The organism is Desulfosarcina ovata subsp. ovata (genome assembly GCF_009689005.1).
Classification (GTDB): domain Bacteria; phylum Desulfobacterota; class Desulfobacteria; order Desulfobacterales; family Desulfosarcinaceae; genus Desulfosarcina; species Desulfosarcina ovata.
In genome coordinates this window covers 3,945,868-3,968,385 of the sequence record NZ_AP021879.1, presented here as the reverse complement: position 1 = coordinate 3,968,385, position 22,518 = coordinate 3,945,868, and the positions used below count along the sequence as shown (strand labels likewise).

21 protein-coding genes are annotated in these 22,518 nt (G+C 58.1%); 12 read left to right on the top strand and 9 right to left on the bottom strand.

Annotated features, from left to right (window positions below):
* Positions 1–20 precede the first annotated feature (20 nt).
* From GN112_RS17585 to GN112_RS17570, 4 genes are all read left to right on the top strand, one after another.
* Entirely contained in the window at positions 21–626 is a 606-nt protein-coding gene (locus tag GN112_RS17585; RefSeq protein WP_197743342.1) for a FecCD family ABC transporter permease, read from the top strand.
* Positions 602–2,632 carry a TonB-dependent receptor plug domain-containing protein gene (locus tag GN112_RS17580; RefSeq protein WP_162458983.1) on the top strand — a complete coding sequence of 677 codons (2,031 nt, stop codon included), beginning with the start codon at positions 602–604 and terminating at the stop codon, positions 2,630–2,632. Before GN112_RS17585 ends, GN112_RS17580 begins: the two co-directional genes overlap by 25 nt.
* 128 nt (positions 2,633–2,760) lie before the next feature.
* The gene (locus GN112_RS17575; protein ID WP_155311411.1) at positions 2,761–3,423 is read left to right on the top strand and encodes a class I SAM-dependent methyltransferase; all 663 of its coding nucleotides are present in this window, start codon (positions 2,761–2,763) and stop codon (positions 3,421–3,423) included.
* A 224-nt stretch (positions 3,424–3,647) separates the two neighbouring features.
* A complete protein-coding gene (locus GN112_RS17570) occupies positions 3,648–4,520 on the top strand; it encodes a sigma-70 family RNA polymerase sigma factor (protein WP_155311410.1) in 873 nt (290 codons plus the stop codon).
* A gap of 31 nt (positions 4,521–4,551) precedes the next feature.
* Here GN112_RS17570 and GN112_RS17565 read toward each other — a convergent pair whose 3' ends face one another.
* From GN112_RS17565 to GN112_RS17545, 5 genes are all read right to left on the bottom strand, one after another.
* Positions 4,552–5,610 (bottom strand): DUF6765 family protein, encoded by a 1,059-nt coding sequence (locus tag GN112_RS17565; RefSeq protein ID WP_155311409.1) that lies wholly within the window; start codon positions 5,608–5,610, stop codon positions 4,552–4,554.
* Positions 5,600–6,523 carry a glycyl-radical enzyme activating protein gene (locus GN112_RS17560; RefSeq protein ID WP_155311408.1) on the bottom strand — a complete coding sequence of 308 codons (924 nt, stop codon included), beginning with the start codon at positions 6,521–6,523 and terminating at the stop codon, positions 5,600–5,602. The genes GN112_RS17565 and GN112_RS17560 overlap by 11 nt, the downstream gene beginning before the upstream one ends.
* Before the next feature lie 36 nt (positions 6,524–6,559).
* Positions 6,560–6,994 carry a hypothetical protein gene (locus GN112_RS17555; RefSeq protein WP_155311407.1) on the bottom strand — a complete coding sequence of 145 codons (435 nt, stop codon included), beginning with the start codon at positions 6,992–6,994 and terminating at the stop codon, positions 6,560–6,562.
* A gap of 25 nt (positions 6,995–7,019) precedes the next feature.
* Entirely contained in the window at positions 7,020–9,473 is a 2,454-nt protein-coding gene (locus GN112_RS17550; protein ID WP_155311406.1) for a pyruvate formate lyase family protein, read from the bottom strand.
* 498 nt (positions 9,474–9,971) lie between these two features.
* The gene (locus GN112_RS17545) at positions 9,972–10,139 is read right to left on the bottom strand and encodes a hypothetical protein (RefSeq protein WP_155311405.1); all 168 of its coding nucleotides are present in this window, start codon (positions 10,137–10,139) and stop codon (positions 9,972–9,974) included.
* Between the two features lie 349 nt (positions 10,140–10,488).
* Between GN112_RS17545 and icmF the strand changes: the two genes are divergently transcribed.
* From icmF to GN112_RS17510, 7 genes are all read left to right on the top strand, one after another.
* Positions 10,489–13,776 carry a fused isobutyryl-CoA mutase/GTPase IcmF gene (gene icmF / locus GN112_RS17540; protein WP_155311404.1) on the top strand — a complete coding sequence of 1,096 codons (3,288 nt, stop codon included), beginning with the start codon at positions 10,489–10,491 and terminating at the stop codon, positions 13,774–13,776.
* Between the two features lie 114 nt (positions 13,777–13,890).
* Positions 13,891–15,066 (top strand): acetyl-CoA C-acetyltransferase, encoded by a 1,176-nt coding sequence (locus tag GN112_RS17535; RefSeq protein ID WP_155311403.1) that lies wholly within the window; start codon positions 13,891–13,893, stop codon positions 15,064–15,066.
* 101 nt (positions 15,067–15,167) lie between these two features.
* Complete coding sequence (locus tag GN112_RS17530; protein ID WP_155311402.1) at positions 15,168–16,016, top strand: 3-hydroxybutyryl-CoA dehydrogenase; 849 nt, start codon at positions 15,168–15,170, stop codon at positions 16,014–16,016.
* An 89-nt stretch (positions 16,017–16,105) separates the two neighbouring features.
* Positions 16,106–16,657, top strand: a complete 552-nt coding sequence (locus tag GN112_RS17525; protein ID WP_155311401.1) for a helix-turn-helix domain-containing protein — start codon at positions 16,106–16,108, stop codon at positions 16,655–16,657.
* 143 nt (positions 16,658–16,800) lie between these two features.
* Positions 16,801–17,955, top strand: coding sequence for an acyl-CoA dehydrogenase (locus GN112_RS17520; RefSeq protein ID WP_155311400.1), 1,155 nt, complete (start codon positions 16,801–16,803; stop codon positions 17,953–17,955).
* 35 nt (positions 17,956–17,990) lie between these two features.
* Entirely contained in the window at positions 17,991–18,491 is a 501-nt protein-coding gene (locus GN112_RS17515) for an amino acid-binding protein (protein ID WP_155311399.1), read from the top strand.
* 236 nt (positions 18,492–18,727) lie between these two features.
* A complete protein-coding gene (locus GN112_RS17510; protein WP_155311398.1) occupies positions 18,728–18,940 on the top strand; it encodes a hypothetical protein in 213 nt (70 codons plus the stop codon).
* 135 nt (positions 18,941–19,075) lie between these two features.
* Here the strand turns inward: GN112_RS17510 and darH are convergent, their stop codons facing one another.
* The 4 genes from darH to GN112_RS17490 are packed head-to-tail and all read right to left on the bottom strand — an operon-like array spanning position 19,076 to position 22,143.
* Entirely contained in the window at positions 19,076–20,104 is a 1,029-nt protein-coding gene (darH, locus tag GN112_RS17505; RefSeq protein ID WP_231717051.1) for a BtrH-related acyltransferase DarH, read from the bottom strand.
* Positions 20,105–20,126: 22 nt separating this feature from the next.
* Positions 20,127–20,552 carry a DarG family dialkylresorcinol biosynthesis protein gene (locus GN112_RS17500; protein ID WP_155311397.1) on the bottom strand — a complete coding sequence of 142 codons (426 nt, stop codon included), beginning with the start codon at positions 20,550–20,552 and terminating at the stop codon, positions 20,127–20,129.
* Positions 20,553–20,575: 23 nt separating this feature from the next.
* On the bottom strand, positions 20,576–20,821 hold the full coding sequence (locus GN112_RS17495) for a 3-oxoacyl-[acyl-carrier-protein] synthase III C-terminal domain-containing protein (protein ID WP_174247663.1): 246 nt from the start codon (positions 20,819–20,821) through the stop codon (positions 20,576–20,578).
* Complete coding sequence (locus tag GN112_RS17490; protein WP_155311395.1) at positions 20,818–22,143, bottom strand: B12-binding domain-containing radical SAM protein; 1,326 nt, start codon at positions 22,141–22,143, stop codon at positions 20,818–20,820. The genes GN112_RS17495 and GN112_RS17490 overlap by 4 nt, the downstream gene beginning before the upstream one ends.
* A gap of 84 nt (positions 22,144–22,227) precedes the next feature.
* Between GN112_RS17490 and GN112_RS17485 the strand changes: the two genes are divergently transcribed.
* Positions 22,228–22,518, top strand: a complete 291-nt coding sequence (locus tag GN112_RS17485; RefSeq protein WP_155311394.1) for a hypothetical protein — start codon at positions 22,228–22,230, stop codon at positions 22,516–22,518.

The following is a 22,518-nucleotide window of genomic DNA, read 5'->3' as shown; positions in this document are numbered from 1 at the left end:
ATGTCTATGGCGCGCCAACCGTGAAAAACATCCAGCTTATTTTTTCCATGACGGTCATCGCCTTGGAAATCGCCCTGATCGCCGCGATGTCCATGGGACGCTATCCCATCCACCTGTCGACGATAGCGAAGCTGCCCTTTTCCATCTTTGGCGGAGCCGAAAGCAACGCCTTGACCGGGCAGACGATATTGGTGCTCTGGTCGGTTCGATTGCCCCGGATGCTCATGGCCGTGATGACCGGTGCCGCGCTTGCGGTGGCCGGTGTCGTTTTTCAGGGACTTTTTAAAAATCCGCTGGTATCGCCGGCCATCCTGGGGGTCACCGCCGGTGCCAATTTCGGTGCGGCCCTGGCCATGTTGATGGGCGGATCCGCGATGATGCTGCAGACATCGGCCTTCATCTGGGGACTGGTGGCGGTGGGGACGGCCTACCTGATCGGTAGGCAGGGTGACCATTCGGTCACCACCCTGGTCCTGGCCGGAGTGATTGTCTCCGCCCTCTTCATGGCCGGTCTTTCCTATATCAAATGCAACGATCCTGCAATGATACGCATGTTCGTGAATGCAGCGAAGCAACAACCAGAAACAGGGGGAAGAGAACGATGCAGTGGAACAAGAAGAATGTAGCCGTGGGAATGGGTATGTTGGTGGCCGGCATGATATTTGTTTTCGGCGCCGGTGCGCAAGCGTCTGATGACGGGCAGGTTTTCACCCTTGGCGAAGTGGTCGTTACCGGCGAACGGGCGGCGGCCACCACAGCGACGGCGGTCACGGAAGTCTCCGCCGCACAAATTGCCGCCAAAGGCGCCAGTACCGCCGCCGAGGCGCTGAAATTTCTCCCCGGTGTTGTTGTGCAAAACGCCGGCAAGGGTGAATCCCATGTGAGCGTCCGGGGGTTCGAGCAAAACCAGGTCAAGCTGCTGATCGACGGTGTGCCCGCCCGTGAAAGCTATTTCGGTACGGTAGATCTTTCCATGCTGCCGGCCGACGCCATTTCCAAAATCACCATCACCAAAGGGGTCAGTTCGGTGCTATACGGCGCTAACACCATGGGCGGGGTGATCAACATTATCACCAAGAAAGGCGGCAGATCTCCCCAAACCACCTTCACCGCCGGGTTCGGTGACTACCGCACCGCCCACTATGCATTAAGCCACGGGGGCAGTGCCGGTGTGGTGAACTATTGGATTTCCGGTGGGTACCGGACGTCCGACGGGTACCGCCTCTCTGACCATTTCGATGCCGATGATCCCGATGTGGGACTGGGCACCAGCTATAACGAAGATGGCGGCAAGCGTGATCTGAGCGACTACACCAAAAAAAACCTCGATGTGAAGGTCGGCTACGACCCGGGCGGCAATTCGAGCCTCTACCTATCTTTCGACTATGTCGACAATGAACGTGGCATGCCGGTCTTCTACAACCGCTACTGGTCCTATGATCACTGGCGTCAGTGGCAGGTCAACCTGGTGGGCGAGCACTCGTTTGCCGAGGCCCTGAAGATCAAGACGCGCCTTTTCTATGTCAACCATGACGACGGCATCAAGGATGTCAGCTGGGATGAGGACCATTCTACTAGTGGAAAGAAGTGGTTCGAGGAGAGTTATTACGACGACGACTCCATCGGCGGAGAGATCCAGACCACCAGCCGGCTGGCGTCGTGGAACACCCTGCGCCTCGGCTTGCACTACCTGGAGGACACCCACAAGGAAGCCAACTGGCTTACTGACGACTGTTGGGACGTCCTCAAGGGATGGGCATCGGAAGGATGGACCGACGAAGAGGAATACGCCGCCCGTACGGTTGCCCTGGCCGCCGAGGATGAGATTTCCCTTTCCGACCGCCTTTCCGTTGTTCTGGGATTGAGCTACGACACCTTCGAGCCCACTAAAACCGCGGACCAGCCGGAGCCCGGAAAGATGGATACGTTCAACCCCCAGATCGGCGTGGTATTCAATGTCACCGACGCCACCGGTCTCCACGCGTCGGTGGGCAAAAAAACCCGCTTTCCCAGCTTGAAGGAGCTGTACAGCGAGTATGGCGGCGGCAACCCCGACCTGGATCCGGAAGAGACCATTGCCTATGAAATGGGCGCCAGCCAGCGCTTTTCCGAAAAAATAACCGGCGAGTTGGCCGTTTTCTACAATAACATCGAAGATCTCATCGACACGGAAACCATCGACGGCAACAAGGTCTATGTCAATATCAACGAAGCGGTCATCTATGGCGCCGAGGCGGTCGTGCGACTGCAACTGAGCGATCATTTCGATGCCGAACTGAACTACACCTACCTGGAGACCAAAGACCGCGCCAACAATGATCGCGAACTTGAAGGGCGGCCGCGCCATCGGGTCAACCTGTCGATGAGCTACCGTTTTGATTTCGGTCTCACCGCCAACCTGCAGGCCACCTATTGCCAACGCCAGTTCTACGAAGATGACGACTACGAATGGACGGAACTGCCCGACTATCTTCTGGTGAATGCCAAGCTCACCCAGCAGTTGAAAAAAATCGGCGGCGTCGGCCCGGAAATATTCTTCCAGGGGGCCAACGTGCTGGATAAGGATTACTACGAAACCAGCGGACCGGAGCCGGGCTTCAATTTTCTGGCCGGTATTACCCTGCGCATGTAAATCTGCACGCAAACCTTTCAATCCATCCGGTTGCCGGGCTATAATGAAATTATCGCCCCCGCCGGATTCCGGCAGACCGGAACCCGGCCATGTCAACGGCAATCACCGATAGAAGGAGACGCATAACCATGCAAAAAAACTGGACCCAGACCCGAACATCCACTTTCGATGAAGCGGGCGCCCGTAAAATGAATGAAATCGCCAAAACGGTCTTTGCGCCCATCTACCCGGTCATTGCGCGCAATGCCATGGCCGTTACCGGAATCAGCAAAGGCACCTGCCTCGACTTGGGCAGCGGTCCGGGCATGCTGGCCATGGCCATGGCCCGGGAGGCGCCCCAAATGGAGATCATCGCCTTCGATTTTTCGGAAGCCTCGGGCCGGATCGGACTTGAAAACTTCACCGAGGCCGGGCTCGGTGACCGAATCCGCACGGAAGCGGGGGATGTGCACGCGATGCCTTTTAAAGACGCCAGCGTCGACCTGATCGTCAGCCGGGGGTCCATGTTTTTCTGGACGGACCTCAAATCCGCCTTCAGTGAAATCTACCGCATCCTGGCCGTGGGCGGAGCCACCTATATCGGCGGCGGATTCGGCAATTTGGAACTCCGTGACCAGGTCATTGCCGAAATGCTCGAACGTGATCCCACATGGGACTGCTACGCCAAGAAAAAAGCCGGTGCGGACAGCCACCGGCGTTTCACCGAGATGTTCCGTGAAATCGGCTGCACGGAGTTTAAAATCATCGATGACGAAACCGGATTCTGGGTCGTTGTGTCCAAAACTGCCTGATTTTGGGCAAGGATTGCCATCAAACGGCATATACCGGATAGCCCCCCATTCCCTTTTGTCCTTCCCATGCTTATTGTTAGGTTTGTGCATAAACGCCGGACCGGCAGTTTCGTCCCCTTGGCCCATCTTACAGAGCCGGCAAGAAGCGCCCGGCTGCCGGTGATCCGGCCGTCAATGCCGAACGCGCATCGACAAAACCACAATTCCCAGTGGAGGATATCAATATGAACGTTACGACGAATGCATCACCCAATTCGGCCATTCAGCTCTATTTACGGGATATGGGAAAATACCAGCTGCTCGATCGGGAAGAGGAACGGACCCTGGCCCGCAGGGTACAGATGAAAAACGACCAAAGCGCCTTGGACCGGCTGGTGAGGGGCAATCTGCGATTGGTGGTCAAAATCGCCAAGGATTTCTGGACAGGCGGCCAGGTCTCGCTCATGGACCTGATCCAGGAAGGCAATTTGGGGCTGGTTCGGGCGGCCCGCAAATTCGATCCGCGCAAGCAGGTTAAGTTTTCTTACTATGCCAGCTTCTGGATCAAGGCGTATATTCACAAATACCTCATGGACAATCACCGCAGTGTCCGTATCGGTACGACCCAGTCCCAGCGCAAACTCTTTTTCAACCTGAAAAAAACCACCGCCCAATTGAGCCGGGAGGGTATTGAACCGACACCGGCAGCCATCGCCAAACGGCTGGAGGTTCCGAAAAAAGACGTTGTCGAGATGCAACAACGTCTCGATCAGGCCGACCTGTCGCTCAACGCCCCCTTGCGCAGCCGTGAAAACGAGGAGGGCATGGACCGACTGGTCGACATGTCAACATCGGCGGAAGAGGAAGTCGAGGCCGTCCAGATGCAGGCCCTGCTGCAGGAAAACACACAGCAATTCAAAAGGGGGCTCGACGCGAGGGACCGGGCCATTCTCGACCGCCGCATCCTCGCCGACCAGCCCGACACCCTGCAGACCCTCGGTGACCATTTTGGCATTTCCCGGGAGAGAATCCGCCAACTGGAAAAACGGATCATCAACCAGCTGAAAGCGTATCTGTCGGCACGGCTCCCGGATATGGAAAACTACATGCTGAATTAGTATCCATGACGCGGGAAACGGACCCCCGGTGTCATGCCGCGCAAATGCCGTATTTGGGCAACAGATCATGGACCACATGGAGACGATGGGCCTGCACGGCATCGTGAAATCGTTTCCAGTTGCTCTGCATAAATTTTTCTTTAAAGGTGTGGACCGGCAGGTCAAAATTGGTCCCCAGGGCCTGCTCCTTCCACGACCCCTTTCCCTTCCCGGCATAGGCGATGGTTTCCCCGCCAAAACTGAAGGCACCGCTTTTAATGGCTTTAATCCATACGGCGTGCCTTTTTTCACCGTCGTCTTTGGTGGTCGACAAAAAAAGATCTTCTATTTTCTGTCGATCGCCGGCGTCCATCCCCGGCACATCGGCATCGGCATCGCCGGCGATGTAGCGCTGCATGGCCATGCACAGGTGGTTGGCGGCCTCACAAAAAAGGGCAGTGTTGTCGCGGACGATCTCCACCCCCTGATAATTTTTATAGCGCCATTTTAAAAACGGCATGTCGGGAAAGGTCAGGGCCCGGCCATGGCCCAGGGGCGGAATCGCGTCATCCAGAAAATCGTTCAGGATGGTGGAAAGCTTCTTTGAAAACCCGCCGGATTTTCCCGTCTCCTTGGCGTTTTCGACTTCATTGACCGGATGCAGAACCCCGGCAAACCCCTGGTGGGCCCATGTATCGGCATAGACGTGCATGGCAACCCCCAGCCGCTGCAACCCGTAAGGCTTCTCTTTTTCAACAATCGCCTGGCGGACCATCTCCCGGGCAATGGGGCTGTCGGGGGTGCAGATGATCTTCTCAATAAACGCGCCATCCGGGTTCTGATCCGCCGCCATCCCGGCGTTGCCCGGCAGAAAATGGAACGGGATCCAGACCAGATGGTTGGCCAGGGCCTCGGCATTGCGTTTGTCGAGCATCTTGTGGGCGGAACTGATGCGTTGGTACATGGCCTTGTTGTCGAAGTGAATCGCCCCGGCGCTGGTCGCGTCATCAACATACTGGGCGGCGTAGGCGATGATATCCGCATCCGCAGGGTCAAATCCCGCCAGCCGGGCGGCCACATAGGTCGTGGCGTGGTGAAAATCAATCTGCATCGTTCTCCTCCTTTGCGATCTTTTGCGTGGAATCGTTTGGTTCAACACATGCCGACCACCTGGCCAGTTCTTCGGCGCTCATGGGCACCCGGGGCAGGGCGGCATCCGCCTGGCGGCCGACATGGACGGCTTTGGAACGTCCAAAGGGGTGATAGGGGAGCAGCACGGGCCGCGCAAGGCCCATTTCACGGATCCGGCCGGACAGGGCAATAAGGTTCTCCCGGGTGGCCGTATACCCGGGGATCAGCGGAATCCGCGGCACAAGCCGGTCGGGTGCCCACCGGGCCAGATGGGCAAGGGTGGACCAGATCAGGCGGTTGTCCACGCCGGTAATCCGCTGGTGACGACCCGGATCGCTGATTTTCAGATCAAAATAGATCAGATCGATAAAATCCAGACACTCGGCCTGAAATGGCGCGAAGGGGAAGAACCCACCGGTTTCCAACACCGTGTGGAGCCCCTCCGCTTTCAGCCGTCGCAACAGCCGGGCCATGAATGCCATCTGCAGGGTCGGCTCCCCCCCGGAGAGGGTGACACCGCCACCCGACGCATCATAAAACAAACGATCCCGCAGCAGCACCGCCACCAGGTCATCCACCCCGTAACGCGTTCCGGCAACGGCCAGCGCACGGGTGGGACAGGTCGGGGTACATTCGCCACATGCCGTGCAGCGGCGCCGGTCGATCCGCTGCGGAGCGTTCAGGTCAATCGCCGATTCGGGACACCGGTCGACACACTCGCCACATCCGATGCAGCGATCCGCATAAAAAAGGATTTCCGGCTGCGGACGGATGAACTCAGGGTTGTGGCACCACGGGCAGTGCATCGGGCAGCCTTTGAAAAAAACCGTGGTGCGGATGCCCGGACCGTCGTGAATGGCATAGCGGCCGATATCCCCGATGATCGCTTCCATGCTGCCCTTTCCGATTCCGGCCGGCCAATCCAACCGTCATCCCGGCGTCATCATCAACTGCAACTGTTTTGCCAGAAAACCGAAGCGATACAGGTAGTTGAGGTTTCCATCGGTCTGGACGTCCTGGCGCAGCATGGACCCCAGGATGTCCTGCTTGGGAGCCAGCAGGAAGTTGAACAGGGTCCGCCCGTCGCGAAACGACACCGTAATATGGGGATTGTCGATGACCCGCTCTTCGACCTCCAGACGGCCGTCACTAAATATGGCGCCGACGGTCATCTTGCCGTCCTTGCTGTTGAACTGGTAGCGTCCGTCGAATTTGCGGATGTTCTCCCGGTAGTCATGATCGATGGCAAACATCAGCCGCATGATGTTGAGCAGCAGCGACAGGAACTGTTCGGCGGCCTCGGTTTCAAGGGTCTGCTGAAACCGCTGCCACAGGTGCCTCAGGTGGATTGAAGGGATCTCCATGGACATATTCGGCTCCTTTGGGGAATCAGTCATCGTTAAACGGCACGGCCCGTCCGTCGGTCAGGCCGTACTGGGTGCGGGTGATCAGCTCATCCTTCATCAGGTCGTTGAGATCCTTGAAGTAGGCCGAGTAGCCGGACACCCGGACCATCAGTTCGGGATAATTTTCAGGATGTTTTTTGGCGTCCTTGAGCATGGCGTAATCCATGATGTTGAACTGGACCTGCTGACCGCCGGCCCTGAAGTACGCCTCGATGGTCTGGGCAAAGCGCTGGCTCATGGCCGCCACATCGTCTTCCGGGGTATATTTGATGTTCAGGGCCCAACAGCCCGGCACCTGTTCACCGCCCAGTTCGGCAACGGCATTCAGACAGGCGGTCAACTCCGGCGCGGCACCGGAAACCGGCGTGATGCCGCTTGCAAAAAGGCCGCCGGATTTGCGGCCATTGGGCATGGCGCCACTGATGCCGCCCAGGCCGGCGTGGTTGGTCATGGTCCAGTAGGCGGGCCGGTACTTGCCGCCCCGGTAGTTGGTCCGGGACTGGTAGGTGCGGAACAGGTGCCCCACCAGGTTCCGGGCATTTTTACGGGCAATGGGATCTTCGGTGCCGTATTTGGGAGTCTGGTTCTTCAGGTAAAGCCTCAGCTTCTCCCCATCGGCGCCGCTGAAGTCGTTTTCCATGGCCTGGACCAGTTCCGTGAAGCTGACCTTCTGTCTTGCAAACACGGCCGATTCAATGGCGCTGAGGGAATCGACCGTGTCGGCGAAACCGATGTGCGTGGCGCCGGATGAGTTATACAGCGCCCCACCCTGGATCAGGTCCCGTCCGTTTTGCATGGGTCCTTCGAAAAATGCCGAAAGCAGGGGCGAGGGCATCATCTCCTGATGCACGGCGCCCAGGATCTCATTGGTCTGCACGGCCTGATCGATGAGCCAGTCGAGTTGCTGTTTGAAGGCCTCCCAGAACTGCTCGAAACTGGTAATCTGCGCGGCCGGCGCGGTGGCCGGCCCAATTTGTGTCTCCCCGGTGATGGGCCGCCTGCCGCCGTAAAGGGCCATCTCCATGGCGGCCGACAGGTTCAGCATGATCGAGCTCGAGGCCGGATAGTCCCGGCCGCTGCTGGCCAGTTCCACGCAGCCGATCACCGCATAGTCCCGGGCATGGGCAAGGGTTTCCCCCTGGCCGCAAAGTGCCTTGATGTTGGCCACATCGTTGAAAAAGGCCGGAACGGCACGGGTGTTGATAATCACCTCGGCGACCCGCCTTCGGTAATCGTCCGAATTCTTCTCGTAGTGATAGCGGGCGTTGACATTGGGATCGCGGATTTTGAGCAGTTCGGTGACCCTGAGCATGAGATAGGTCAGGTCGTTGACCGCATCCTCGCCCTGGCTGTCCACCCCGCCCAGGGTGATGGCCGGAACGGTGCCGGCGCCGCCGAACATCTCCTCGGAGGCTTCCGGGACCATGATCACGTTGTCGGAAATCTTGAGCCACAGGCAGCCGATCAACTCCATGGCACCGGCGATATCCAGCCGACCGGTGTCCATGTCCCGCCGGAAATAGGGATAGAGCACCTGATCCAGTCGCCCCGGACTCATGGCCATGTTGATGTTTTCGGCATGCATGCCGATCTGGCAGATCCAGATGGCGTTGACCGCTTCGCGGAACGACCGGGCCGGATGGGCCGGCACCTGCCGGCAGACCTCGGCCATGTCGGCAAACTCCTTTTTCAGCTCCGGATCGTCAATGATCCGCGCCTGGTAGGCGGCCTCGTCGGCCAGATGGCCGGCATATTCGATGATTCCCTGCAGGGCAATTTTGATGGCGCGGTAAAACTGAACCTGGCGGGAGTTGACCCCGCCACCGGCCTGTGAGGCCTCGGCCTCGCGCGCGGTGGCTTCGTCGATCAAGCCCACCAAACCTTTCTCCAGCATGGGCGTATAGGTGGGCACACAGTGGGAAATGCAACCGGCCTTGCCGGCGATAAAGAAGACCAGGCTTTCGAACAGCTTGAGGCATTTGGGATTGTCAAACCGGGTGCGGGCCACTTCCAGGACGCTCCGGTCCATCCAGAAGGGAAAAATCAGCTGGTTCAGTTCGCGGGCGTCTTCCGCGGACAGGGCCTGGGGATTCTTTTCGCGGGTGCTGACCGTCTCCAGCTCCGGCCACAGGGAAAGCGCAAAAAATTCCGGAAACAACGGCGCCCCCAGGGCCTTGCTGGTGGTGGTTCCGGCCAGCAGATTGCAGTCATGGAACCGGGCGGCCTTGCGCCGCAGAAAATGGTGGACCTTTTTGGCCTGCCGCAGTTCGGGCGAGTCGGTGGGGTCGTCCCTGTACTTCAGGTATTTGGTAATGCAGCGCGCCCGTTCGATACAGATTTCGGGCTTGCGGACAAAGGAAAGCCGGCGCAGTTCTTCCAACCGGGGAAGATGTTCCAGCGTGTATTCACTCAGCCTGATATCTTCCAGTGTAATCATGGTTGTCGCTCCTTTTTTGCGTGATAAACCGGATCATTACGTACTCTCCTATCGGATGGTGGGGGTGTCATCAACGTCCCAAACCGTCAGGATTGAACGCCCGCTCCAAGAACCGGGCCGGTTTCAGCTTTCAGAACAAAATGGACCTTGCGAAGAAGAGACAGCAATGCGGATGAGAATCGATCTTGACGGATTCGTAAAAAGTCAAAAATCCATGTTTTGCGTCATTCCAGCGTAGGCCGGAATCCAGTAAATTCAGTTCATTCTGGATGCCGGATCAAGTCCGGCATGACGATCCGGTGACTTTTTAAGAGGCCATTGATCTTAGGTTGCCGGAAATAAATAGTGTTCGTTCAGAAATAGGAAAATTTGGTTGAGATCAAGGCGCGAACAAAAATTTTACCACAGGCATATTGTTGATATTCCGAGGATAAAATTTTTTGCGCAACGCCGATATCGGGCAAATTGGCCATTTCTGGATGGACACTAAATAATTCCTCATCCTGCCACGGTGATCTGCACGTCCACGACGGGATCCTGGGTTGGGCACCGGTTCCGTTTTGCGCGGACCCAATCAGAAGCGTTCGATAAAAGCTGCATTTCCGGTGGGTTCACTACTTTATTGCTACCATTGCGGTCCGGATCGGTCAACAATAGAATGGTCATGGAGATTCCTTTTTTATGTTGACAAGCTGAAAGGAAAAGATTCTTTTATTATTCAAGAAGATACCCCGGTATTGGCCCGGTTTCCGCGGGACTGTTGAAAACAGGGCTTGAATGCACGACCGATCCGATAAATAATACACGCCCGGATGGCGGCATCTTCCCGTCGTTATCCGCTTTTTTCCGGGCATACTGATAACCGTGTTTCGTTGGTGCTGCGACCTGAATCTGCCGTTCGCCATCACAGCAGCCTGTCACCATGTATCCAAGAGGCCCCACCGGCCCGCATCGGATAGGGACCGGCCACCCGCTCGGCGGCGCATCATCACCAGGACCAGCCACAGGAGGATGCATGAACAACACCCCCCAGGTTTACCGACCGAAAAACAACGTGCGCGTCGTCACGGCCACATCGCTTTTTGACGGCCACGACGCATCAATCAACATTTTCAGACGCATCTTGCAGAGCACCGGCGTGGAGGTCATCCACCTGGGCCACAACCGCGCCGTCAAAGAAATCGTGGATGCCGCCATCGAAGAGGATGCCCAGGGAATTGCCGTTTCGAGCTATCAGGGCGGCCACCTGGAATTTTTCAAATACATGGTGGACCTTCTGAAGGATGGCGGTGCCCCGCATATTAAGGTGTTCGGCGGCGGCGGCGGCGTCATCGTACCCGAGGAGATCAAAGAACTGGAAACTTACGGGGTGGCCAAAATCTATTCTCCGGAGGATGGCACCCGCATGGGGCTGCAGGGAATCATCAACCACATGGTCCAGTTGATGGATTTTCCCCGGGCGGATGAAACTGCGCTGAACCTCACCGATCTTGCGCCGGACAACAAACTGCAGGTGGCCAACCTGATCACCACTTTGGAGCAGGCCAAAGCCAAACAGAACGGCCACCTGGCCCCATTTCGCGAAGCGGTGACGGCCAGAATCGGTGATCGCAAAGTGCCGGTCATCGGCATCACCGGCACCGGTGGCGCCGGCAAGTCTTCCCTGACCGACGAACTGATCCTGCGCCTGCTTCACGATTTCAAGGAGATCCGCATCGCCATCATCAGCGCCGACCCCTCCCGCCGCAAGACCGGCGGGGCGCTGCTTGGTGACCGTATCCGCATGAACGCCATCAATAACCCGCGGGTCTACATGCGCTCCATCGCCACCAGGCGCTCCCACACCGAGATCCCCGATGCCCTGGCCGAGGTGCTCGACCTGGTCAAGGCCGCCGGCTTTGATCTGGCGATCGCCGAAACCGCCGGCATCGGCCAGGGGGATTCCCACATCATCGACATGGTGGACCTCTCCATGTACGTCATGACCAGCGATTTCGGGGCCGCCTCCCAGCTGGAAAAGATCGACATGCTCGATTTTGCCGATCTGGTGGTGGTCAATAAGTTCGAAAAACGCGGCGGAGAGGATGCCGTGCGCGACGTGTGCAAACAGGTACAGCGCAACCGCATGGCCTTCGGCCAGTCGCCGGGCGAGATGCCCGTGTTCGGCACCATCGCCTCGAAGTTCAACGACGACGGGGTGACCGCCCTGTATCACGCCCTCCTGGACACCCTCCACGCCAAAACCGGTGTTGAATTCACGTCCCGCCTGCCGCGGCCGGATGGCAAGGTATCCAGTTCCAAAACCATCATAATCCCGCCGGAACGCACCCGTTACCTGGCGGAGATCGCCGAAACCGTCAGGGGCTATCACCGTGAAACCGAAAGCCAGGCCGATGCCATCAGGCGGGTCTGGCACCTCGAAGAGACGGCGAAGACCATCGGCGGCGACAGCCTCGACGGGGATACAAAGGATCTGATCGAGCGGCTCAAGCTCGCCATCGACAAGGCCCGTGCCGATATGGACGACGCTACCGAAACCCTGGTCAAGGAGTGGGAAACGACCCGTGCCGCTTACTCCGGCGACGAGTTGGTCTACACGGTGCGCGGCCGCGAAATCCGCGTGCCCCTGTACACCGAGTCCCTCTCCCATCAGAAAATTCCCAAAATTTCGCTGCCGCGCTTCGACGACCCCGGAGAAATCTACCGCTGGCTGCGACGGGAAAACCTGCCCGGCTACTTCCCCTATACCGCCGGTGTGTTCCCCATGAAGCGCGTGGGCGAGGATCCCACGCGGATGTTTGCCGGCGAGGGCGACCCGGCGCGCACCAACCGCCGCTTCAAGCTGCTTTCGGCCGGTAGCGAGGCCAAGCGCCTCTCCACGGCCTTCGACTCGGTGACCCTGTACGGCTACGACCCGGACCGCCGACCCGACATTTACGGCAAAGTGGGCAACTCCGGGGTGAGTGTCTGCACCCTGGATGACGTTAAGGTCCTCTACGGCGGCTTCGAATTGTGCGCTCCCAGCACCTCGGTCTCCATGACGATCAACGGCCCGGCGCCGATCATGCTGGCCATGTTTCTCAACACGGCCATTGACCAGGAGGTGGAGAAATATGTAAAGGAACAGGGCCAGGCGCTGTCAGCAGACGAATACGCCCGGATCAAGGGCGTGGTCCTGGAAAACGTGCGCGGCACGGTCCAGGCCGATATTCTCAAGGAAGACCAGGGCCAGAACACCTGCATCTTCTCCATCGATTTCGCCCTCAAAATGATGGGCGACATCCAGGAATATTTCATCGAAAACAACATCCGCAACTTTTATTCGGTTTCGATCTCCGGCTACCACATTGCCGAAGCCGGGGCCAACCCGATCAGCCAACTGGCCTTTACCCTGGCCAACGGCTTTACCTATCTCGAGTACTATCTGTCCCGGGGCATGCCCCTGGACAGTTTCGCGCCCAATCTCTCCTTTTTCTTTTCAAACGGCATGGACCCCGAATACACGGTGATCGGAAGGGTCGCCCGGCGGATCTGGGCCGTGGCCTTAAGGGAGAAATACGGCGCTTCGCTTCGCAGCCAGATGCTCAAGTACCACATTCAGACCTCGGGACGCAGCCTGCACAGTCAGGACATTCAGTTCAACGACATCCGCACCACCCTCCAGGCCCTGTGCGCCATCTACGACAACTGCCAGAGCCTGCACACCAACGCCTTTGACGAGGCCATCACCACTCCCACGGAAGAGTCGGTTCGCCGTGCGCTGGCCATCCAGCTGATCATCAACCGCGAGTGGGGACTGGCCAAAAATGAGAACCCTTACCAGGGCAGTTTTGTCGTCGACGACCTCACCGACCTGGTGGAAGAGGCAGTGCTGATGGAGTACGACAAGATCACCGCCCGCGGCGGTGTGTTGGGCGCCATGGAGACCGGCTACCAGCGCAGCAAGATCCAGGAGGAGTCCATGTACTACGAGATGCTCAAGCACACCGGCGGGTATCCCATCGTGGGCGTCAACACCTTCCGCGATCCCCACGCCGACGGTGCCGATCTGGTGGAAGGCGCCGGTTGTATCGACCTGGCCCGGGCGACCACCGAGGAAAAGGAATCTCAGCTTGAGCGGCTGGCCGCGTTCCAGGCCCGCCACGCGGACCAGGCCCCCGACGCCCTGGCACGGCTCCAGAACGTGGCCCTTTCCGGCGGCAACATTTTTGCCGAACTGATGGAAACGGTCAAAACCTGCAGTCTGGGGCAGATTACCGGCGCGCTGTACGATGTGGGGGGGCAGTACCGGAGGAATATGTAAAAGAAGGGTCCAAGGGGTCGAGGATTCAAGCGCCAAACGCTATCATCCCAATGCCTTCTCTCTGCCCCTTGACCCCTCGAATCCTTGAACCCTTTTTCCTTTTGGAGAATAAATATGCAAGAAGCAGTAATCGTCAGTGCCGTACGAACGCCACTGGGCAGCTTCAACGGATCACTCACCGGTATCGGCGCCACCGATCTGGGAGCGATCGTGATCGAAGAGGCGATCAGGCGGGCGGGCATTGAAAAAAACGATGTCAACGAAGTTCTCATGGGCCAGGTCCTGCCCTGCGGCTACGGCCAGAACCCGGCCAAACAGGCCGCGGTCAAGGCCGGTATGCCCTGGGAGGCGGAGGCCATCACGGTCAACAAGGTCTGCGGATCGGCCCTCAAAACGGTAATGCTCGGTGCCCAGGCCATCCAGCTCGGCGATGCCGATATCGTCGTCGCCGGTGGTATGGAGAACATGAGCAGGGCACCCTATTACTTAGAAAAGGCCCGGTTCGGCTATCGCATGGGTCCCGGCCAATTGCAGGACTCTATGGTCCACGACGGCCTGTGGGACGTGGTCAACGATTTCCACATGGGCATGTCCAACGAACTGTGCTCCGAGCGCTACCAGGTGAGCCGCGAAGACCAGGACCGCTTTGCCGCCGAATCCTATCGCCGGGCCATGGAATCCATCACCAGCGGCCGTTTCGATGCGGAAATCGTGCCCGTGCCCATTCCCCAGCGCAAGGGCGAGCCAAAACTATTCGCCCGGGACGAATGCCCCCGGGAAACCACGTACGAGGCCCTGACCAAAATGCAGCCGGCCTTTAAAAAGGACGGCTTCGGCACCGCCGGCAATGCCTCGATCATCAGCGACGGCGCCGCGGCGGTGGTGCTCATGTCCCGGGAAAAAGCCGAATCCCTGGGTTGCACGGTGATGGCCACCGTCGGTGCCCAGGCGTCTTACGGCATTGACATGAAATACGTGCTCGTGGCGCCCATCTGGGCCATCCCCAAAGCGCTCAAAAAACAGGGCATTGACATTGACGACGTGGACCTTTACGAAGTCAACGAGGCTTTTTCGGGCTCCACCGTGGCCGTGATGAGGGAGCTGGGGCTTTCCGCCGACAAAACCAATGTCAACGGCGGCAGCGTGGCCCTGGGCCACCCCATCGGTGCCAGCGGCTGCCGGGTACTGGTGACCCTGCTGTACGAAATGATCCGCCGGGATCAAAAAACCGGCCTGGCGTCCCTCTGCCTGGGCGGCGGAGAGGCCGTGGCCATGGTGGTTAACCGGTAGGAACCGTTTTGGGGCGCAAACAAGCGCCCGCGGAGAAGATAAGATCCATCAATTTTTTACCTCAGTTATTCTATTTAAACCCATTCAACAGGAGGAGAACAATGGAAATCAACACCTTTGGCGTCATCGGTTCGGGACAGATGGGCAACGGCATCGCTCAGGTGGCGGCCACCGCCGGCCTCAATGTGATCATGAGTGATATCAAGATCGAATTTGCCGAAAATGGCCTGGCCAATATCGCCAAAATCTTGGGAAAAAACGTTGAGAAGGGGAAAATCCAGGCTGAAGAGAAAGACGCCATCCTGGGACGCATCAAGATCACTGCCGATCTCAAAGATCAGGCCGAGGCGGATTTCGTGGTCGAGGCGGCCACGGAAAACGAGACTCTCAAATTCAATATTTTCAAAGACCTGGACGAAATCTGCAAACCCGGCATCATCCTGGCCAGCAACACCTCTTCCATCCCCATCGGCCGGATCGCCAACCAGACCAGCCGCCCGGAAAAAGTCATCGGCATGCATTTCATGAACCCGGTGCCGGTGATGAAACTGGTGGAGGTGATCCGCGGAATCGCCACCTCCGATGAGACCTTCCAGACCACCTGGGATTTGTCCGTCAAATTCGGCAAAACACCGGCCCTGGCCAACGACTATCCCGGCTTCATCGCCAATCGCATCCTCATCCCCATGATCAACGAAGCGGTATTCGCCCTTTACCATGGCGTCGGCTCCCGGGAAGACATCGACACGGTCATGAAATTGGGCATGAACCACCCCATGGGCCCCCTGACCCTGGCCGACCTGATCGGCCTGGACACCTGCCTGGCCATCATGGAAACCCTTTACGAGGGATTCAAGGATTCCAAATACCGGCCCTGCCCGCTGCTGAGAAAATATGTCGAAGCCGGTTGGTTGGGTAGAAAAACCGGCAGAGGATTCTACGAATATTAATCTAATCGGATTCGAAAAATCCAGGGTTCAAGGGGTCTGTCGTGACCCCTTGAACCCTCGACCCCCTTCTCTCCAAAAGGAGGTATCCCATGCCCGCCAAAAAAACCGGTCGACTCACACCAGTGGGCAAGCGGATCAAAAAGGCCCGAACCGACAAGAAGATGACTTACGCCACCCTGGCCAACGAGACCGGCTTTTCCATCGATTTCATCAAACAGGTGGAAAGCGGCAAGGTCACACCACCGGTGGGCTCGCTGCTGCAGCTCTCCCGGGCGCTGGAGATCGATTCCGGCGACCTGCTCAAGGATGAGGAAGGCCGCATGCAGGACCGCATCAAGGCGTACACCAAACGCACCTCGAACTATGCGTACACCACCCTCACGCCGGGTGCGGAAAACAAACACCTCAAGGCCTTTCGGGTCAAGATCGACGCCAAGCAGGATCACCCGGGGGTCAGCTACAATCACACGGGTGAGGAGTTCGTTTACGTTCTCGAAGGAACCATCGAAGTTATGGTCGGCGAGCACATCAATGCCCTCGGCCCCGGGGATTCCCTGCATTTTAATTCCGGCATCCAGCACCTTCTGCGCAATACCGGCGAGACGGACGCCGAACTGATTGTGGTCATTTACAATCCGTAACCGTCGCAGCCGTCATCGCAGCGCCATCTGTCCTGTCGGCACGTCTGACGTCCCCACCCGTTTCAGGTCGACATACATGGCAACACCGGAATCATGCCGGCAACCACGCTGCGTAACCGTTCTATCGTGATAAGGATTACGCCATGTCATTCAAGCTGACCGACGAACAACTGATGATTCAATCCATGGTTCGCGAGTTCTCCCGCAAGGTTGTGGCCGAGACTGCGGCAGAGCGGGACAAAACCAAGGAATTTCCCGCCAGGAACCTGAAAAAAATGGCCGAACTGGGGCTTTTGGGGATGATGGTGCCCTTCAAGTACGAAGGCTCCGATTCGGACAGTGTGGGCTATGTGCTGGCCCTCTCCGAAATCGCCTACTCGTGTGCCTCCACGGCGGTGGTCATGTCGGTGCATAACTCCATCGTTTGCGAAAGCATCCTCAATTTTGGCAGTGAGGATCAGAAACAGCACTACCTCAAAGATCTGGCCATGGGTAAGTATATTGGTGCGTTTGCCCTGACCGAGCCGGAGGCAGGATCCGATCCGGTCAGCCAGCAAACCACTGCGATCAAGGATGGCAACCACTATGTGATCAACGGCACCAAGCGCTTCATTACCAGCGGCAAGAACTGCGGGCTGGTGATCGTCACGGCCAAAACCGATCCCGATGCCCGCCACAAGGGCATCAGCGCCTTTATCGTCACCAAGGACAATCCGGGCCTGGTGGTGGGCAACATGGAAGACAAGATGGGCCTGCGTGCCTCGGACACCACCGACCTGCATTTTGAAGATTGCCGCGTACCGGCCGCCGACAGACTCGGCCAGGAGGGCGAAGGATTTAAAATCGCCATGAAGGGACTGGACGGTGGCCGAATCGGCATTGCCGCCCAGAGCCTCGGTGTGGCCCAGGCGGCGTTCGACGCTGCCGTGCGATACGCCAAAGCGCGGGACCAGTTCGGGCAGAAAATCTCAAAATTCCAGGGGCTGCGCTGGATGATTGCCGACATGGCCACGGAAATCGAGGCCGCCCGGCAACTGACCCTTTCCGCAGCGGCCATGAAAGACCGCAAGGAGCGCTACACGGCCCAGGCCTCCATGGCCAAACTCTTCGCATCCGAAATGGTCAACCGGGTCACGGCCAAGGCCCTGCAGATGCACGGCGGCTATGGATTCACCGCCGATTATCCGGTGGAACGCTACTACCGGGACGCCCGGGTTTTTACCATCTACGAGGGAACCTCGGAGATCCAACGGGTGGTGATTTCCAACAACATATTGAAAGATAAACGGAATCCATGATCCCATCAATTGAATATTGAATAAGGAGGCGCGTGATGGTCAGAACGGAAATATCCCTCTTTCTGAAAAACGAGCCCGGCGAACTGGGCCGGTTGGCAAACCTCATGGCCGAAGCCGGCATCAATATCGATGCCCTGACCATCCAGGATGCGTCGGCCTACGTTCTTGAGCTGTTCAAGGCCCGGGGCAAATCACTCAAACGCATCGCCTCGGCGGCCAGCTACAACTCCATGCGCAAGGACTCGGCGCAGTTTGCCCTGATTCGCCTTTTGGCCGAAGACGGCAAAACCAACGCCGCCATCGATCTGTTGTCCCAGAACGATTTTACCTTCGATATCATGCCGGTCATCGCCGTTCAATTGGACAACAAGCCCGGTGAACTGGCACGTCTGGCCACCAAATTCGGAGAAGAGGGGATCAACATCAACTATGTTTACGGATCCGTGGCCGGGCCGGATGCCAAGTGCCTGTTCGTCTTCTGTCCCGAGGACATTGAGCTGGCATCCACGATTTTTTCCAAGGCGAAACCCATGTAAAAGGCATTAACAGACAGCGAAACAACCACGCCTGTCTTCAGTACCCTTTCTGCCCCCTATTTTTCGTCTCGCCTAACTTTTTTAGGTTGATATCTTTCCATTCATGACCATTTTATCACCAAGATGGAAAACAATCCCGCCGTCCCAACCGGCTTGTTTGGCTTCACCCCTTAATGAATCATGTTCGCGGCGGGCTTGCCCCAAAGTGATATTAACCGGTGCATTGGAGGATTCATATGAACAGACAAGATTGCGTCAACCAGAAATGGTCCAGTCGTACCATCGGCATTATTATCCTGCCCCTGGCAATTGCCTTGGGGGCCTTGGGTTTTCTGATTCTTCCAGTGGTTGGCCTGTTCTTTGCCATCCCACTGTTTATTCTCTCGTTCGCATTCATTACGGCACCCGAGAGCAACATTTGCCGGCTGATTTTAAACAAGCAGCGGTAAGCAGCGGACATCTGGAAAGCTTCGGCCATCGGCACCGAATCCAACTCCGAAAGAGGTTACGGGTTGTTCGGCATCTGCCGACTGAGGCTTTCCGGTTGCCTTAAACGTTCCTGGCCCGGTTTTTTCACGAGTCCGTCATTCTTTGATCAGTTGCAGCAGTTCCCGGTAAACCGCGGCTTCGTCTGCGGCAATGGTCTGCAGCAGCGCTGCCATGGCCGCATGATGGTCATCCGCTGAGGCCCGGCCCTTGCAGATGCGGCCGCCGATGACGGCGAATTTGCGCCACTGGTCGCCTGCCAGGGTCATGGACCGGGAAAGCTCCAGAAAACGGGGAAGATCCAACAGATCCGCCGCCTCCTGGAGAAAGGCGGCAAACATGAAACGGAAACCGGCGCCGCCGGTACCCAGCTCCTCCTGCATGCGAATCAGCTGGCCGATGTAGAGAACCGTCCGTTCTTCGCCGAGTTTGCGCGGCCATTTTTCCACCTGCCGGGCGAGGTAGCGGATGCCGCGGATGCCGATCAGCGGCACCGGCGTGTTCAGCATGCGCCGGCACACCTCGCGGATGCCCTGGCGGGCGGCAGCGGCCAGATCGATGGTATCGGGTACGGCTTCCAGAAAATACATGGAACCCTTTGGCGCCAGGGCGCCCTTGGCAAAACGGGCCCGGCTGAGATCCCGGCGGCTGCAGCGCTCCTTGTCGGGGAAAACCGGGTCGCTGATGATGTACTGGTATTCCGCTTTGCCGCAGACCACCAGATTGTGCATATTGAAGTGAAAACGAAAGGCCGGTGGAAAGTAGGGCAGCCAGTAGCCGCCGGTGCGGCAGGCCACCGGTATGCCCTGGGCCAGGCGTTCGTCCAGGGCATGCATGGCCTTGTCCGGATCCCTGAATTTCTGCCAGTGGACCCGGCAACCCAGCCGCCGGGTGACGCGTTTGATGATCCCGCCCACCTCGCAGCGATAGGTGGTCAGGGGCAGCCCGTTGATGCGGATGAATGGCAGATAGGCGAAGAACAGGCCCGAGCCGATACCGAAAGCCATGGCTTCGCTGATCTCGATACCATGGTGGCGCAGCAGGTTGGCACAGACGCCGCTTTCGCAGTGCGCCGATTGGCGATGGTCAAAATCGATCTCTATGGGTTCTGGTGCACTGGCGGTCAAATGAGCCGACCTTCCTTCTGGGTTAACGGTCTCGGGATCCGTCCCCCCGGTCCTCCGGGACCGATTTCAGGGTGTCTGCGGAAATGTCGAAAACATCGGCGTAGCGTTTGAGCACCGCCGGCGACAGGCGCCCGAAAGGCCCCGGTTTCAGGTGCAGCCAGACCTTCAGCCGGCCGATTCCCGCATATTTGGCCAAAAGCCCCACGTCCATCTGATTCAGGGCCATGTAGTAGGCCAGCGGGCTGGCCTTGCCGGCACGGATCCGGTCCAGGGTGGCGGCAACGGTTTGATCGATCCGGTCCCAGGCCTGGCGGTTGGCAATATTCTTGGGCTCCCAGCCGGCGCTGCCGGCCAGCACGTAGCGCCCCTGATCGTCGACCGCGTAACACACCTCCCGCCGCCCATCGGTGATCATGCCTTGATCCTGGGGGACCTCTTCAATTTTCATGGAACGACTCCGCTTCCCATCTGTCAGACGACGGTCAGGTGCATGAAACAATGCGAAAACCGGCCGCTCTCCGGAATGAAGCAGAGCAGTCGCTGACCGGCTTCCAGCCGGCCCGAGGAAAACAGCGCCTCCAGGATGATGTAGATGGATGCGCAACCGGTATTGCCGGTCTCGGCCAGATTGGTGAACCAGCGATCCGCTTCGATGTCGCCGTTGGAGACCGGCTCGCCGGGGAGGTATGCCGACAGCCGGTTAATGTAAACACTCACGTTGCCGTCTCCTTTTTGCCATGGGCGCCTGCCGGATGCACATGCGCCAGGCAGCCTTCCAGAAGGGCTGCATAGCGCCGGTAGAACCGCTCCTCCGACATCCGTGTGGCTGTCACCGCATTGGTAAATGTATAGTAGTCCAGGTTGTCGATTCGGATTTGTGCGGCCATGCGCCGATGAAGCGGCGTGCCGGGAATGGGGGTCAGAATGGCCGGAATGGGCAGGTCGATACCGCTATGGTCGATAAAGTCGCTCAAACGGTCGAAATCGGCCTCGGTGTAGTCCGGAGATACGATAAAGTCTCCCACGATACGGATCCCCAGATCCTTCAAAATCCGTGTGGCGGCGATGTTGGTGGCCACCGTGTTGCGCTTGTCCAGCATTTCCAGCCGCCGGTCGCTGATCTCCTCGAATCCGATCACCGCCACCCGCAGCCCGGCCTTGTGCCAGAGGGCGAACAGGTCCGGATGACGCACCACGGTGTCCGAGCGGACGTCGGCCGCCAAAGGCGTCCGAATCCCGGCGGCCATGAACCGCCGGGTCAGGTCGGTGGCTGTCTTCACATTGCCGAAGGTATTGGCATCCACCAGCCGGATGGTGGCAACATCGCTAATGGCCTGCACATCCCTGACCACCGCCGCATTGCTGTGCAACAGGTAATGGCCGTCGGTCATCTTGGGGATGCAGCAGAAGGCGCAGCCATGGGTGCAGCCAAAGGCCGACGCCACAAATCCGGTTTTCCCGCCCACCCCGCTCATCACATAGGTTTCACGATGCTGTTGCACCAGGTCGTAGCGTGGCGGCTGCTCATCCACCAGGTCGGCCGTGGAGTAACTCCGCGCGGTAAAGGGGCCGGGCGTACCCGCTTGAACGTTGAAAATACCGGCAACCTCAGGCGGCCGCCCCGTTTCGATGGCATCGACCAGCTGCCGGAAGCTGAGTTTTCCCAGCCCGACAACCACATGATCGATAAAGGGCCGGCTGAAAAAATCGGGATCGCAGGAGGCATGGTGACCGCCGACCACCACCGGGCAACCGAAGCGGGACTTGAGCGACTCGGCCAGAGAAAGGATCGTATTGGCTTCGCAGGTAACCCCGGTCAGTCCGATCAAATCGGGCGCGAAGGGCAGCTTTTCCGGAGAAAGCGCCAGCGGATCGGCCTTGAGGTCGGCAATCACGACCGCATGGCCCGCAAGGTTGCCCGCCAGTGTCTCCAAGCTGAGGGGCTCGCCGCGAAAGATCATTTTAATGCTGGAAATCCCGTAATTCTCCTCAGGGATGCTGCGTCCGCAATTGGGCGGATTGACCAGTAAAATGTTCATTTCGATTACGATCCTTGCATTTTGCAAATAGAACCGTAACTAATATCGAAACTTGGATTGAAAAATCAACTGTAAAAAATTCCCATGTTTCTCTACCTGGTGGTGCTCGCCATCGGCTCAACCGTCGGGCTTCAGGCGTGGACGACCCTGTTCAACAACGTTACCGTGGTTTTTCTGCCGGCTATCGGCGGTTATCTCTGGATTATCGATTACCGCATTCCTATTTTCGTCGGCGTGGTCATAGCGTTGATTTCCCTTCAATCTGTTCGCTCCTGTTGGCATCAAAATCGAGATCCTTGCATCGGTCGCCGTTTAAGGCGGAGCAGTATCGAATCCGAGATCAAGGCTTGCCAAGCCTCTCAGGATTCGGTTTAG

What these genes read in the sequence shown, in the direction of transcription:
- GN112_RS17580 (WP_162458983.1), top strand. Translation starts at nt 602, where the DNA reads ATGCAGTGGAACAAGAAGAATGTAGCCGTGGGAATGGGTATGTTGGTG.
- GN112_RS17575 (WP_155311411.1), top strand. Translation starts at nt 2,761, where the DNA reads ATGCAAAAAAACTGGACCCAGACCCGAACATCCACTTTCGATGAAGCG.
- GN112_RS17570 (WP_155311410.1), top strand. Translation starts at nt 3,648, where the DNA reads ATGAACGTTACGACGAATGCATCACCCAATTCGGCCATTCAGCTCTAT.
- GN112_RS17565 (WP_155311409.1), bottom strand. Translation starts at nt 5,610, where the DNA reads ATGCAGATTGATTTTCACCACGCCACGACCTATGTGGCCGCCCGGCTG.
- GN112_RS17560 (WP_155311408.1), bottom strand. Translation starts at nt 6,523, where the DNA reads ATGGAAGCGATCATCGGGGATATCGGCCGCTATGCCATTCACGACGGT.
- GN112_RS17555 (WP_155311407.1), bottom strand. Translation starts at nt 6,994, where the DNA reads ATGGAGATCCCTTCAATCCACCTGAGGCACCTGTGGCAGCGGTTTCAG.
- GN112_RS17550 (WP_155311406.1), bottom strand. Translation starts at nt 9,473, where the DNA reads ATGATTACACTGGAAGATATCAGGCTGAGTGAATACACGCTGGAACAT.
- GN112_RS17545 (WP_155311405.1), bottom strand. Translation starts at nt 10,139, where the DNA reads ATGACCATTCTATTGTTGACCGATCCGGACCGCAATGGTAGCAATAAA.
- icmF (WP_155311404.1), top strand. Translation starts at nt 10,489, where the DNA reads ATGAACAACACCCCCCAGGTTTACCGACCGAAAAACAACGTGCGCGTC.
- GN112_RS17535 (WP_155311403.1), top strand. Translation starts at nt 13,891, where the DNA reads ATGCAAGAAGCAGTAATCGTCAGTGCCGTACGAACGCCACTGGGCAGC.
- GN112_RS17530 (WP_155311402.1), top strand. Translation starts at nt 15,168, where the DNA reads ATGGAAATCAACACCTTTGGCGTCATCGGTTCGGGACAGATGGGCAAC.
- GN112_RS17525 (WP_155311401.1), top strand. Translation starts at nt 16,106, where the DNA reads ATGCCCGCCAAAAAAACCGGTCGACTCACACCAGTGGGCAAGCGGATC.
- GN112_RS17520 (WP_155311400.1), top strand. Translation starts at nt 16,801, where the DNA reads ATGTCATTCAAGCTGACCGACGAACAACTGATGATTCAATCCATGGTT.
- GN112_RS17515 (WP_155311399.1), top strand. Translation starts at nt 17,991, where the DNA reads ATGGTCAGAACGGAAATATCCCTCTTTCTGAAAAACGAGCCCGGCGAA.
- GN112_RS17510 (WP_155311398.1), top strand. Translation starts at nt 18,728, where the DNA reads ATGAACAGACAAGATTGCGTCAACCAGAAATGGTCCAGTCGTACCATC.
- GN112_RS17500 (WP_155311397.1), bottom strand. Translation starts at nt 20,552, where the DNA reads ATGAAAATTGAAGAGGTCCCCCAGGATCAAGGCATGATCACCGATGGG.
- GN112_RS17490 (WP_155311395.1), bottom strand. Translation starts at nt 22,143, where the DNA reads ATGAACATTTTACTGGTCAATCCGCCCAATTGCGGACGCAGCATCCCT.
- GN112_RS17485 (WP_155311394.1), top strand. Translation starts at nt 22,228, where the DNA reads ATGTTTCTCTACCTGGTGGTGCTCGCCATCGGCTCAACCGTCGGGCTT.